We start from the raw sequence: 12,408 nt of genomic DNA on the forward strand, positions 1-12,408 counted from the left end.
AAGCACGGTTTGCCACGAGGCATCACCCTAGCCCGCCGCTATGAATCGCTATCCTCTCTGGAAATACATCGTCATTCTGGTGGCTCTTGCCATCGGGGTGCTCTACACGCTGCCGAACCTGTTCGGTGAAACACCCGCGGTACAGATTTCCAGCGTCAAGGCGACCGTCAAGGTCGACCCCTCGACGCTCGCGCGCGCTGAAGACGCGCTCAAGGCGCAGAACATTACCTATCAAGGGGCAGTGTTCGACAGCACCGGTAGCAACCCGAGCGTGCGTATCCGCTTCTCGGATACCGACACGCAACTGCGCGCCAAGGATCTTCTCCAGACGTCGCTGAACGCCGACCCCACCGACCCGACCTATGTCGTCGCGCTGAACCTGCTCTCGGCTTCGCCCTCGTGGCTGACCAAGATGCACGCGCTGCCGATGTATCTCGGTCTCGACCTGCGTGGCGGTGTGCACTTTCTGTTGCAAGTGGACATGGCCGGCGCCATCACGAAGCGTCTCGACGCTTCGGCCGCCGACGCCCGTGCCCTGCTGCGCGACAAGAACGTCCGCCACAACGGCGTGACGCGCACGGACAGCGGCATCGAAGTCGCCTTCACGAGTCAGGATGAAGCCGATCGCGCCCGCGGCGTGCTCGCCGATGGCCTGCCCGATCTCACCTACACCACGCAAGCCGGTCCCAACGGAACGTTCAAGGTCGTGGGTGCGTTCACCGAAGCGGCACGCCGCGCGGTGCAGGACAACGCCGTCAAGCAGAACATCGTCACGCTGCATAACCGCGTGAACGAACTCGGCGTGGCTGAGCCGGTGATCCAGCAGGAAGGCCCGGACCGTATCGTCGTGCAATTGCCGGGCGTGCAGGACACCGCCAAGGCGAAGGACATCATCGGCCGTACGGCAACGCTCGAAGCCCGTCTGGCAGACCCGGACGCGCCGCGTCTCGTAACCGCCGACACGCCGGTGCCGCCGCAGGACGAACTGTTCCTGCATGGCAATGGCGCGCCGGTGCTGCTCAAGCGTTCGGTGATCTTCAGCGGCGATCGCATCACCAGCGCCGCCGCCGGCTTCGACGATCACCAGCAACCGTCGGTGAACATCAAGCTCGACGCCGCCGGTGGCCGTGTGCTGCGCGACGTGTCGCGCGACAACATCGGCAAGCCGATGGCCATCGTGCTGTTCGAAAAGGGCAAGGGCGAAGTGCTGACGGTGGCGAACATCCGCAGCGAACTGGGTCAGAGCTTCCAGATCACCGGCATGGGCTCGGCACAGGGTGCCAACGATCTGGCGCTGCTGCTGCGCGCCGGTTCGCTGGCTGCGCCGATGGAAATCATCGAAGAACGTACGATCGGCCCGAGCCTCGGTGCCGATAACGTGCAAAAGGGTGTGGATTCGGTGCTGTACGGCCTGATCGCCATCGCCCTGTTCATGATGATGTACTACATGCTGTTCGGCGTGTTCTCGGTGATCGCCCTGCTGTTCAACCTGCTGCTGCTCGTCGCCATGCTGTCGCTGTTGCAGGCCACGCTCACGCTGCCGGGTATTGCCGCTATCGCGCTCACGCTCGGTATGGCCATCGACGCCAACGTGCTGATCAACGAGCGGATTCGTGAAGAACTGCGGGCCGGCGCTTCGGCGCAAAAGGCCATTTCGCTGGGCTTCGAACATGCCTGGGCCACGATTCTGGACTCGAACGTGACCACGCTGATCGCCGGTCTGGCGCTGCTGGCCTTCGGTTCGGGCCCGGTGCGCGCGTTTGCCGTGGTGCACTGCCTGGGTATCCTGACCTCGATGTTCTCTGCCGTGTTCTTCTCGCGCGGCCTGGTCAACCTGTGGTACGGCGGCCGTCGCAAGCTCAAATCGCTGGCGATCGGTCAAGTCTGGCGCCCGGACGGTGCGAAGAACGCACCCGACGCAGGCGAGCAATAACCGCAGGCGCGAGAGGAAACAGTCATGGAATTTTTCCGTATCAAGAAAGACGTGCCGTTCATGCGGCATGCCCTGATCTTCAACGTTATTTCGGCGCTGACATTTGTCGCGGCCGTGTTCTTCCTGCTCACACGCGGTCTGCATCTGTCGATCGAGTTCACGGGCGGGACGGTCATGGAAGTGGCCTACACGCAAGCGGCCGATCTCGAGAAGATTCGCGGCGAAGTCGGCAAGCTGGGCTATCGCGACGTGCAGGTGCAGAGTTTCGGCACCTCGCGCGACGTGATGATCCGTCTGCCGATTCAGACCGGCACGGACGGCAAGCAAGTCACCAGCGCCCAGCAGAGCGACGCCGTCATGAGCGCGCTCAAGGCTGACGCGCCTGACGTGCAACTGCGCCGGGTGGAATTCGTCGGCCCGCAGATCGGCCACGAGCTCTTTACCGACGGGTTGCTGGCGCTGACGTTCGTGGTGGTCGGCATCATCATCTACCTGTCGTTCCGCTTCGAATGGAAATTCGCAGTGGCCGGCGTGATCGCCAACTTGCACGACGTGGTGATCATTCTCGGCTTCTTCGCGTACTTCCAGTGGGAGTTCTCGCTGGCGGTGCTTGCGGGGGTGCTGGCGGTGCTCGGCTACTCGGTGAACGAATCGGTCGTTATCTTCGACCGGATTCGCGAGACCTTCCGCAAGATGCGCAAGGCCACCGTGCAGGAAGTGATCGATCACGCCATTACGACGACCATGTCGCGTACGATCATCACCCACGCCAGTACGGAAATGATGGTGCTGTCGATGTTCTTCTTCGGCGGCCAGACGCTGCACTACTTCGCACTGGCACTGACCGTGGGTATTCTGTTCGGTATCTACTCGTCGGTGTTCGTGGCAGCAGCGCTTGCGATGTGGTTCGGCGTGAAGCGCGAAGACCTCATCAAGCACAACAGCAAGGACGAAGAAGAAGGTTCCGATCGTAACGATCCGAACTTTGGCGCACGCGTCTGACCGGCTTGCGTTGCCGTTTGTCACTTGTCTGAAAAAACCGCCGGCCTGTCCGGCGGTTTTTTTTCGCTTGCGTTCGTCGACCCGAATGTCGAACCCAATACGTGCGCGCGCAACGGGCTTGCGGTAATCTCGCGAGATTCGTCGCTTACGACTATCTACAACATTCCCCGACATCCCTCGCCATGAAGCCGATCCGCATCTGGGACCTGCCCACCCGTCTCTTCCACTGGTCGTTTGTCGTGCTGGCGGTCACCGCCTACGTCACCGCCAAGACCGGTGGCAACGCGATGATCTATCACTTCTGGTGCGGCTACGCGATTCTCGCGTTGCTGATCTTCCGGCTGGTCTGGGGGCTCGTGGGCCCGCGTTATGCGCGTTTTTGCGACTTCATGACCGGTCCACGGACGTTTTTCCGGTCATTGCGCACGCCTGCTGCCACCGACGCGCGCTTTGCCGGGCACACGCCGCTCGGCGGACTGTCGGTCATTGCCATGCTGCTGTTCTTCGGCATTCAGGTCGTGCTTGGGCTGTTCTCGAACGACGACATTTTCAACGACGGCCCGCTCGTCAAGTTCATCGACAAGGACCTGAGCGACACGCTCACCGGCTGGCACCAGCTCAACCAGTGGGTACTGATCGGGCTGGTGGTGCTGCATGTGCTGGCGATTCTCTACTATCGCTTCGGCAAGAAGAAAGACCTGATCACGCCCATGATCGTCGGCGACAAGCCGCTCGCCACGCCCGCCCGCCCTGCCCGCGACGACTGGCGCGTGCGCACCGGCGCGCTGGTGCTGATCGTGCTGGCGTCGGCGCTGGTGTACCGCATCGTCCATCTCACGCCGGCTGTGGCTTCGCTGCCGTCGTACTGATTTCACGGGGGCTTTGGCCGAAGTCTGTCCTCACATCGCCCAAGCGTCGTCATCAGACAAAAAAAGACCGGTGCCCTCACGGGGACCGGTCTTTTTCTTTGGCAGCCTCAGCCGGCAAAAGCCGCCCCACACATGCCGCAAATCGGCTGACTGACTGACTTACTTCGCGCGGAAGTTGTCGTGGCAGCTCTTGCAGGTCTGTGCAGCGTCGCCGAAGGCTTTCTTGATCGACGCCAGATCACCGCCCTTGGCGACCGTGTTCAATTGCGCCACGGCCGTTTCCATCTTCTCCTGCGCTTGCTGGAACTTCACCTTGTCGGTGAAGACTTCCGGCTTGGCCTTGCTCTTTGCCGTGGTCTGGCCGCCGTCGAATGCGGGCCACGGCAGCTTCGAGAGCGTGGCCACGAGTTCGGCGTTCTTGGCCACGTCGTCCTTGTTGAACGGCGCGTCACCCTTGACGACCGCACCGATGCGGCCGAAGTGGTTACCGAGCAGGAACAGGGCCGACTGGCGGTACTCCACAGCGTCGTCGGGCTTGGCGAACTGAGCGTGCGAGAGCGCCGGGACCAAAGCCGCGGCGAGGGTAGCGAGAGCAAGGGCGAGCTTCATTTCAGGGGATTCTCCTTTTGAGTTATGCGGCCATGATACACATCTCGTCAGTACCCCGTATGACATGCAAAAAGGGCCGCATCAGCGGCCCTTTTTGTTTGCAGCGAACGACGTGTCAAACACGTCGGATACATCAGATGCGTCAGACGCGCTTGGCAAGCGACTCGGCAATACCGATGTAGTTTGCCGGCGTCATTTCCAGCAGAAGCGCCTTGGCATCTTCCGGAATCGCCAGTTGCTTGATGAAGGTTTGCAGCGCTTCACGGGTAATGCCCTTGCCGCGCGTGAGTTCCTTCAGTTGCTCGTACGGGTTGGGCACACCGAAGCGGCGCATCACCGTCTGCACCGGCTCGGCCAGCACTTCCCACGTGTTGTCCAGATCTTCGTTCAGTCGCTGCGGGTTGACTTCCAGCTTGGCCAGACCGCGCAGGCACGAGTCGTAGGCGAGCAGGCTGTAGCCGAACGCGACGCCGATGTTACGCAGCACGGTCGAGTCGGTCAGGTCACGCTGCCAGCGCGACACCGGCAGCTTCTCGGCCAGATGGTGCAACACGGCGTTGGCCAGACCCAGATTGCCTTCCGAGTTCTCGAAATCGATCGGGTTGACTTTGTGCGGCATGGTCGACGAGCCGATTTCGCCGGCCTTCGTCTTCTGCTTGAAGTAGCCGACCGAGATGTAACCCCAGACGTCGCGGTTCAGGTCGAGCAGGATCGTGTTGGCGCGCGCCACGGCGTCGAACAACTCGGCCATGTAGTCGTGCGGTTCGATCTGGATCGTGTACGGGTTGAACGTGAGGCCCAGACGTTGCTCGATGACGGCCTTCGAGAACGCTTCCCAGTCATATGCCGGATAAGCCGACAGGTGGGCGTTGTAGTTACCCACGGCACCGTTCATCTTGGCGAGCAGTTCGACGCGACGCACGCGCTCCAGGGCACGGGCCAGACGCACGGCCACGTTGGCGAGTTCCTTGCCCAGCGTGGTCGGCGAGGCCGGCTGACCGTGGGTGCGCGAGAGCATCGGCTGCGATGCGTGTTCGCGGGCCAGTTCGCTCAACTTGGCGACCAGCGATTCGAGCGCGGGCACGATCACCTTGTCGCGTGCGCCCTTGATCATCAGGCCGTGCGAGGTGTTGTTGATGTCTTCCGACGTGCAGGCGAAGTGGATGAACTCGCTCGCCTTCTCGAGTTCGGCCTGACCCAGTACCTTTTCCTTGAGCCAGTATTCGACAGCCTTCACATCGTGGTTGGTGACTTTCTCGATGTCCTTGATGCGCTGCGCATCGGCATTCGAGAAGTTGGCCGCCAGATCCAGGAGGAATTTCTCTGCTTCGGCCGAGAACGGGGCGATCTCAGCGAAACCGGCCTTCGACAAGGCGATCAGCCAATGGATTTCGACCGTCACGCGATGGCGCATGAAAGCGGCTTCGGACAGCCACGGACGCAGAGCGTCGGTCTTGCTGGCATAGCGGCCGTCGAGCGGGGAAAGCGCGGTCAAGGGGGAGAATTCGTCGGACATGGCACTGGGCACCGAAAAAGAAAACCGGGGAGCCGGCGAGGCCTGCCGCAGCACTCGCACGAGGCCGGCCGTCCCTCTGGGGGAGCCCGGAACACCGCGCGACGCCGGCCAAACCTTGCAAAACGGAAACGCCAACTCGGAAAGGCCGATATTTTACCATTGCCCGCCCGGTTCACGCCCTTTCCGCTCCCGGCGGGCCTGACCGGGTCGCTACGCGATGCCCCGGGCAGCACGTTATACTCTGCGGCGCTATTGCGATTTATCAAGGATTCACATGAAGTTGATCGGTGCCCTCGCCAGCCCTTACGTTCGAAAAGTCCGCATCGTGCTTGCGGAAAAGAAGCTCGATTACAAGTTTGAGCTAGAGAACGTGTGGGCCGACGACACCCGCATCCAGCAGTCCAACCCGCTGGCCAAGGTGCCATGTCTGGTGATGGAAGACGGGGAAGCCGTCTTCGATTCGCGGGTGATTTGCGAGTATCTCGACACGCTTTCGCCGGTGGGCAAGCTCATTCCCCCTTCGGGCCGCGAACGCGCCGAGGTGCGGGTGTGGGAAGCGCTTGCCGACGGGGTGACCGACGCCGCCGTGCAGATTCGTGTCGAAATGAAGTTCCACGATGAGGCCACACGCTCACAAGCGCTCATCGACCGTCAGCGCAGCAAGATCGACGAGGCGCTGCGCGCCATGTCGCAGGGGCTCGATGACCGCCAATGGTGCGCGAGCAACCGCCTGACACTGGCCGATGTGGCCCTCGTCTGCGCGCTCGGCTTCCTCGACTTCCGCTTTCCGGAAATCGAATGGCGCCGCGACCACCCCAATCTCGAACGCCATTTCGAGCGCATGTCGGCACGCCCGTCGGTCGCCGACACGGCACCGGCGTAAGTCCCCATCCAAGGTCATCCACGGCTATGCGCGACGCTGGCCGTGGCTGCGCGCATGACCGGTGGTAACTCGCCATGACTAACCGGGCCTAACCTTGCCTAACCGTGACTTGGCGGCCGCCGCTTGGCCGGTACGGCGACGGCCGGTGCGTCGCGGCCTTGCAAGGCCGCACCACCGTCTGGCGCGTCCGACGGACTACGCGTAATCAACGCGCCAAGCCCCCTCAGCAGTTGCCACGCCCGGGAATTCTCCGGCGGGGCCGCCGCAACACCGACTTTGCGCGCGCTCACCGGTGCCCGCTCTGCGGCGGTCACCGGCACGCGGGCTGCCACCAGCCGCGAATAGCCGGCCATCACTTTTCGAACGTAACCCTGCGTTTCCGGGTATGGCGGAATTTTTCGCCCATACCGCAGCACCGCGCCCTCCCCCGCGTTGTACGCCGCCAGCGCCAGCGACAAATCGCCGTCGAAGCGCGTGAGCAGCCATTGCAGGTACGTGGCGCCCGCTCGCAGGTTCTCGGCGGGATCTTCCAGACGACGAAAGCCGAAGCGGGCCCCCGTCTGCGGCCGCACCTGCATCAGACCGATGGCGCCTTTGCGCGACACGGCCAGCGCGTCATATCCCGACTCCACGTTCACGATGGCATGCAGCAACGCGGCATCGAGCGACAGGTCGTTCGCCGTCGTCTGCACCAGCGCGTCGAACGGCAGGCTTGGCGACGGGGCGTCCTCAATTTCGTCGTCTTGATCGCCTGACGCGTCAACGCCCGACGCCTCAGCCTCATGGGCAGACGCGCTTGCGGCGACAGGCACGGCACGCCGTACCGGCACCTCGATGCCCGCTTCGGCCATGCGCGGATGCGAGGGCAGCGTCAGGCGGTCCTGCGCGGACTGCACCCCCAACGGCACGTGGATGAGCCCCACTGCCAGCACGACGCCGGGTACCCAGACCGGATACGTCATCCGTACCCGCCAGCGCCACACGTCAATCGTCGATCGCGTCACGACGCCTCTCCTTCGCCCGGCTTGACGCCCCCATTCACCTCATAGGGCAAATCGAGCGCAAGTCGCAGAATCGCTGCCACGACGTCGAAAAGATCCGACGGAATCGGGGCATCGATAGCAACCTCTGCCATCAGCCGTCGCGCCACCGGAATGTGTTCGACCACCGGCACGCCTTCGCGCTCGGCTAACGCGACGATCGTGCGTGCGCGAGCGGCACGCCCCTTCTCGATCACACAGGGCACCGGCGTTTCTCCGGCCACATAACGCAGGCACACGGCCAGCCGCGTGGGGTTTCGCACCACCACCGTCGAGCGCTTTACATTGCTGGCAAGACTGCCGCTCTCGATCGTTTCCCGGTGAATTTCGCGGCGTTTGTGCTTGATCTCCGGATTGCCGTCGACCTCTTTGAATTCACGCTTGATCTCGTCATGCGACATCATCAGTTGCTTGTGAAGGTTGTATTTCTGATAGGCGAAATCGAGCGCACCGAACACCACGTACGCGATGATGAGCACCGACATCAGCCAGAACAGCAGGCGCGCCGTCAGCGTGAGGCCGCAGTCCGCGCCACATTGCGGCAGCACGGCGAGCGACGGCGTGTACTGCCGGATCAGATAGAAAAACACCGTGCCGAGTACGCCGACCTTGAGTAACGACTTCGCAAACTCGAAGAGCGACTGCATCGAGAACAGTTGCTTGGCTTTGGCAATGGGATCGATGCGCTCGAATTTGGGCGTGATCGCGTCCGGTGCCACCAGCACGCCGATTTGCAACACCATGACGAGCCATGTGGTCACGATCAGCACCACGGCCAGCCCGCCGCAAAATCGCACGAGCAGCAGTAGCGACGGCACCAGCAAACCACGCACCGCTTCGCCGACGGGATCGCCCAGCACGAGCAACATCCGCTGCACGAGCCCCACACAGGCGCCGTACAACTCAGGCCCTTCGAAGACCAGCCAGGCGAGCACCACGCCGAGTTGCGCGCAAACCGCAAGGTCGGCGCTCTTCGCGACGCGCCCCTTCTTGCGCTCGTCCTGAATCTTCTTGGGGGTGGGCGGCTGATTCTTTTCGCTCATGGACGTTCAGCCATTCCCCAAGGCAGTCACCACCCACGCCTGAAATATCTCGGGCAGCCGATACCAATAGCCCAACGGCACGGCAATGGCGAACGGCAGACTGGCCAGCGTGACGAGCAGCGCCATCGCACTCTTGACCGGCATGGCAAGGAAAAACACGTTGAGTTGCTGTGCGGCGCGATTGATGAAGCCCATCGCCATGTCGACCAGCACCATCACCACCATGGCGGGCAACGCCACCGCGACGCACATCGTCTGCATGGCCTGCCAGAGCGTGAGCAACCACGGCAGGCCCTGCGCCTGCCAACGCCATGACGTGCCGGGCGGCAACACGGCGTACGAGTCGTACAACGCCGCGAGCACCGAATGCGCTGCCGGCGTCACGAAGAACAGCACGCACAGCATTTGGGTGAGCGCGATGCCGAAGATCGACGACTGGGCCCCCATGAGCGGATTGAGCACGCTCGCCATCGACGCACCGCGAATCGTGTCGATCACGTAGCCGGTCATGTCGACCGCCCAGAAGGGCAGCGCGGCCGCAAAGCCGAGCAAGAGCCCGACGCTCAATTCCCCGAGGATCAACATCGCCCACGAGCCCCACTGCGGCGCGATGTCGAGGCCCACATGCACTAACGGCACGACGGGCAGCGCCAACGCCAGCACGAGCGCGTTGCGGAGCATGCCGGCGCCGAGCATGCCTTGCGAGAACACCGGCAGCAGCATCGCCACGCCAAGCGGGCGCAGCGCCGCCACGCCCCACGCGAGCAGCCAGCCGGACAGGTCGCCCCAGAGCCGCATGAACAACGCATCGCCAGGTGCCGCCCCAAGTGCCTGTCCGATCGGTGACCCGAGTGCCGGGCCCAATATCGATGCGAGGGCGCCGGTCATTGCATTCGGCTGATCTGTTCGAATGCGCTGCCCGCGTAATTGAGCAGCACATTCCCCATCCAGCCATAGGTCGCCACCAGCGTGACCGACACCGCAAGGAGCTTGATCAGGAACTGCACGGTCTGGTCCTGCACCTGCGTGAGCGCCTGCACCAGCGACACGAACACCCCGACGGCCGATGCCACGATGACCGTGGGCAGCGACAGCAGCAGCGTGAGCCAGAGCATTTCGCTCGTGAATTTGACGACGATCGCTTCACTCATGCCAAATCACCCATACCGAATCACGCGTACGACAGCAGCAACTGGCGAACCAACTGCTCCCACCCGTTCATCATCACGAACACCAGCAGCTTGAACGGCAGCGCAATGGTCATGGGCGAGACCATCATCATCCCCATCGCCAGCAAGATGTTCGAGATCACCAGATCGATGACGACAAACGGCAGGTAGAGCAGCAGCCCGATCTTGAAGGCTTCGGCAAGCTGGCTCAGCGTGAACGCCGGCATCAGCACGAGCAAAGAATCGGGACCGATGCGGGCACGGTGCTTTTCAGGCCACGTATCGCTCGCAATTCCGGCGAAGAAGTCGCGCTGGCGTGGGTCGGTATGCCGCGTGAGAAAGGCGCGGTACGGCACCAGAATGCTGGCGTCGGCATCGGCCACCGCACTGGGCGAGGACAGCGCCACAGGACGTTTCGCGAGATTGGCTTCGATGTCGAAAACGACTGGCGCCATGATGAAACAAGTCAGCACGAGCGAAAGACCATAGATGGCGATGTTGGGAGGAATTTGTTGCGTGCCGAGCGCATTGCGCAGCAAGGCGAACACGACGGCCAACTTCAGAAACGCCGTCCCGAGGACGACCAGCAGCGGCAGGATCGACAGCAGCGAGAGCAACACCACGAGCTGCACCGGGTGGTCGAGCAGGGACATACGGACTCCGTTGAATACCCGAGGCCGGCACGCGTGTGCGGCGTGGAAGTGCGGCAGCGTGCGAGCGCCTGACGATGCGGCGCGGCGTGTTCCGCAGACGATGCACGGGATGCCACGACAAGTGGCGCGATCTTAGGGGGTCTGCGGGTGCACGCCCATCAGGTCGCCACCCGAATTGGCGCGACTTTGGGTGCTGACGTGCGAGGTGTCGCCGTTCTCGCGTTCACCTTCAAGGCAAACCGCAAGTTGGTCATTTTCAAAACGAAGCAAGCGTGCCATCGCCCACGCGGCACCGTCGCGCCAGAGCGTGACGCGGCTCATGTGGAGCGCCGGTTCGGCGGGTGAGTGGATCGCGCCCGCTGCCGGTAATTCTCCGGTTCGCCAAGCGTTGAGCACTGGCACCGGGAACGGCTTCGCGCACAGCGTCGCGAAGATACGCACAAGCGACAGCGCGTCCGGCGTCACGTCCCCCCGATTCACGTTCACCGGCGTCAGTCGAAACACATCCGCCCCGCTCGCAGGCGCGGCAGGGTGTCCGGTAAGGTCTCCGCGAAATGACAACGCGAAATCACCGTCGATGACCCAATGCGCCCCCTTCGTCACGTCGGCCGACTTGCTGAGCATCACCGCATCGCCGGCGCGCAACGCGTCGCATTGTGCACGCGAAATATCGGCCCATCCCGCCACCAGAAGACACTCGCGGTGCGGCAGCCCGGCGGGATCGATCGGCTCGGAAGCCATCTCGGCCCGTTCGCAACGCTCGCGAAGCCATGACGCCGCGCCGCCCATCCATGCCAGCGCCAGCCGCCTGCCGTCGCGTTGCAATACGACGCCGATACGCCACGCGGCATCTGCGGTCCCTGACGCGAGTCGTATCGCCTGCGGCCAAGCATCGCCACCATGGTCAACGTCATTGGAAGCCAGTGTCAGCGATGCGGCAATGTCGTGCCACGCTTGCGGCAGCGCCTCGAACGAGGGTACCGGCAGCCACGGCGCCAGCCAATCACGCCACTGCTGTTCATCGCACCAGAAGCGCACCTCCCCGACCGTGCCTTCGTCTACGCGCGCCGTCACAATCAGCCCCTCGCCACTCACGCGCAACCAACCGGCCTGCACCTGCAAGTCGCCTTGCGCAAAGTGGACACTGCCGCCACCGCCCAACATGTCGCCGAATATCTCGTCAGCGATGCCCCCGCCCATCGCGACGCCGGCATCAGGGTGCATAGCGTGCCTCGACTTCCACCGTCACCGGCAATCCGAGCCGACATGTCATCGCCCGGGCGAGACGGCCACGCTGCGTCAACAATCGGCGGTACAACGTGAGACGCGGCGACAGCAGACTGAGGGTGACGCCGTGTAACCCGCGTCTGGCCTCGACGACCATCTCATCGAGCACGCCACCGTGCACGCAGATCCGCAATGCGCTCCCACCATCCCACGCCTGCTCCTGCCGTGCATGCCAGACGCGTAGCCAGCGCAACACGTCGGCTGGCCCGGTGACGCGCGGCGCCGGCGCATTCAGTGTGAATTCCCGTTCATCGTCGTCATCCATTTGCCGACGTGTCGCGCTTCCTTTGCTCGCCGTACGATGCGACACCAGCGAACCGGCCCCCAGACTGGCGAATGCCTCTGCTGACATGCCATTGCGACGTATCGTGCTCATCGTGAAGTCCTTTTGGTTGCATTGTGGT

The 12,408-nt window shown here is 63.1% G+C and carries 13 protein-coding genes; 4 read left to right on the forward strand and 9 right to left on the reverse strand.

The genetic code is table 11. The features are described 5' to 3' along the window. Positions 1-40 precede the first annotated feature (40 nt). From secD to CDV46_RS15855, 3 genes are all read left to right on the forward strand, one after another. The gene (secD, locus tag CDV46_RS15845; RefSeq protein ID WP_087689232.1) at positions 41-1,933 is read left to right on the forward strand and encodes a protein translocase subunit SecD; all 1,893 of its coding nucleotides are present in this window, start codon (positions 41-43) and stop codon (positions 1,931-1,933) included. Between the two features lie 24 nt (positions 1,934-1,957). Continuing rightward, entirely contained in the window at positions 1,958-2,935 is a 978-nt protein-coding gene (gene secF, locus CDV46_RS15850; RefSeq protein ID WP_087689234.1) for a protein translocase subunit SecF, read from the forward strand. Between the two features lie 182 nt (positions 2,936-3,117). Beyond that, on the forward strand, positions 3,118-3,804 hold the full coding sequence (locus CDV46_RS15855; RefSeq protein WP_087689236.1) for a cytochrome b/b6 domain-containing protein: 687 nt from the start codon (positions 3,118-3,120) through the stop codon (positions 3,802-3,804). Between the two features lie 159 nt (positions 3,805-3,963). Here CDV46_RS15855 and CDV46_RS15860 read toward each other — a convergent pair whose 3' ends face one another. Next, positions 3,964-4,413 (reverse strand): c-type cytochrome, encoded by a 450-nt coding sequence (locus CDV46_RS15860; RefSeq protein ID WP_087723560.1) that lies wholly within the window; start codon positions 4,411-4,413, stop codon positions 3,964-3,966. 142 nt (positions 4,414-4,555) lie between these two features. Continuing rightward, complete coding sequence (gene purB, locus CDV46_RS15865) at positions 4,556-5,929, reverse strand: adenylosuccinate lyase (RefSeq protein WP_087723563.1); 1,374 nt, start codon at positions 5,927-5,929, stop codon at positions 4,556-4,558. A gap of 274 nt (positions 5,930-6,203) precedes the next feature. Here purB and CDV46_RS15870 point away from each other — a divergent pair, with 274 nt between their 5' ends. After that, the gene (locus tag CDV46_RS15870) at positions 6,204-6,812 is read left to right on the forward strand and encodes a glutathione S-transferase family protein (RefSeq protein WP_087723565.1); all 609 of its coding nucleotides are present in this window, start codon (positions 6,204-6,206) and stop codon (positions 6,810-6,812) included. A gap of 98 nt (positions 6,813-6,910) precedes the next feature. On the opposite strand, the gene CDV46_RS15875 is transcribed toward CDV46_RS15870, so the two are convergent. The 7 genes from CDV46_RS15875 to CDV46_RS15905 form a co-directional block, all read right to left on the reverse strand. Continuing rightward, the gene (locus tag CDV46_RS15875) at positions 6,911-7,816 is read right to left on the reverse strand and encodes a lytic transglycosylase domain-containing protein (protein ID WP_254916081.1); all 906 of its coding nucleotides are present in this window, start codon (positions 7,814-7,816) and stop codon (positions 6,911-6,913) included. Continuing rightward, positions 7,813-8,895, reverse strand: a complete 1,083-nt coding sequence (locus CDV46_RS15880; protein ID WP_087723567.1) for an EscU/YscU/HrcU family type III secretion system export apparatus switch protein — start codon at positions 8,893-8,895, stop codon at positions 7,813-7,815. The genes CDV46_RS15875 and CDV46_RS15880 overlap by 4 nt, the downstream gene beginning before the upstream one ends. Positions 8,896-8,901: 6 nt before the next feature. Continuing rightward, positions 8,902-9,783 carry a type III secretion system export apparatus subunit SctT gene (gene sctT, locus CDV46_RS15885; protein WP_254916083.1) on the reverse strand — a complete coding sequence of 294 codons (882 nt, stop codon included), beginning with the start codon at positions 9,781-9,783 and terminating at the stop codon, positions 8,902-8,904. Next, positions 9,780-10,046, reverse strand: a complete 267-nt coding sequence (gene sctS / locus CDV46_RS15890; RefSeq protein ID WP_087689243.1) for a type III secretion system export apparatus subunit SctS — start codon at positions 10,044-10,046, stop codon at positions 9,780-9,782. Before sctS ends, sctT begins: the two co-directional genes overlap by 4 nt. 20 nt (positions 10,047-10,066) lie before the next feature. Continuing rightward, positions 10,067-10,717, reverse strand: a complete 651-nt coding sequence (sctR, locus tag CDV46_RS15895; RefSeq protein ID WP_058377482.1) for a type III secretion system export apparatus subunit SctR — start codon at positions 10,715-10,717, stop codon at positions 10,067-10,069. Between the two features lie 132 nt (positions 10,718-10,849). Then, positions 10,850-11,941, reverse strand: a complete 1,092-nt coding sequence (locus tag CDV46_RS15900) for a hypothetical protein (RefSeq protein ID WP_087723570.1) — start codon at positions 11,939-11,941, stop codon at positions 10,850-10,852. Then, positions 11,931-12,380 (reverse strand): hypothetical protein, encoded by a 450-nt coding sequence (locus CDV46_RS15905; RefSeq protein WP_140413396.1) that lies wholly within the window; start codon positions 12,378-12,380, stop codon positions 11,931-11,933. The genes CDV46_RS15900 and CDV46_RS15905 overlap by 11 nt, the downstream gene beginning before the upstream one ends. Positions 12,381-12,408 lie beyond the last annotated feature (28 nt).

This window comes from Pandoraea sp. PE-S2T-3, from assembly GCF_002179965.1.
In the GTDB taxonomy this organism is placed as follows: domain Bacteria; phylum Pseudomonadota; class Gammaproteobacteria; order Burkholderiales; family Burkholderiaceae; genus Pandoraea.

Coding starts and splice junctions, on each gene's coding strand:
- secD (WP_087689232.1), top strand. CDS start 41: ATGAATCGCTATCCTCTCTGGAAATACATCGTCATTCTGGTGGCTCTT.
- secF (WP_087689234.1), top strand. CDS start 1,958: ATGGAATTTTTCCGTATCAAGAAAGACGTGCCGTTCATGCGGCATGCC.
- CDV46_RS15855 (WP_087689236.1), top strand. CDS start 3,118: ATGAAGCCGATCCGCATCTGGGACCTGCCCACCCGTCTCTTCCACTGG.
- CDV46_RS15860 (WP_087723560.1), bottom strand. CDS start 4,413: ATGAAGCTCGCCCTTGCTCTCGCTACCCTCGCCGCGGCTTTGGTCCCG.
- purB (WP_087723563.1), bottom strand. CDS start 5,929: ATGTCCGACGAATTCTCCCCCTTGACCGCGCTTTCCCCGCTCGACGGC.
- CDV46_RS15870 (WP_087723565.1), top strand. CDS start 6,204: ATGAAGTTGATCGGTGCCCTCGCCAGCCCTTACGTTCGAAAAGTCCGC.
- CDV46_RS15880 (WP_087723567.1), bottom strand. CDS start 8,895: ATGAGCGAAAAGAATCAGCCGCCCACCCCCAAGAAGATTCAGGACGAG.
- sctT (WP_254916083.1), bottom strand. CDS start 9,783: ATGACCGGCGCCCTCGCATCGATATTGGGCCCGGCACTCGGGTCACCG.
- sctS (WP_087689243.1), bottom strand. CDS start 10,046: ATGAGTGAAGCGATCGTCGTCAAATTCACGAGCGAAATGCTCTGGCTC.
- sctR (WP_058377482.1), bottom strand. CDS start 10,717: ATGTCCCTGCTCGACCACCCGGTGCAGCTCGTGGTGTTGCTCTCGCTG.
- CDV46_RS15900 (WP_087723570.1), bottom strand. CDS start 11,941: ATGCACCCTGATGCCGGCGTCGCGATGGGCGGGGGCATCGCTGACGAG.
- CDV46_RS15905 (WP_140413396.1), bottom strand. CDS start 12,380: ATGAGCACGATACGTCGCAATGGCATGTCAGCAGAGGCATTCGCCAGT.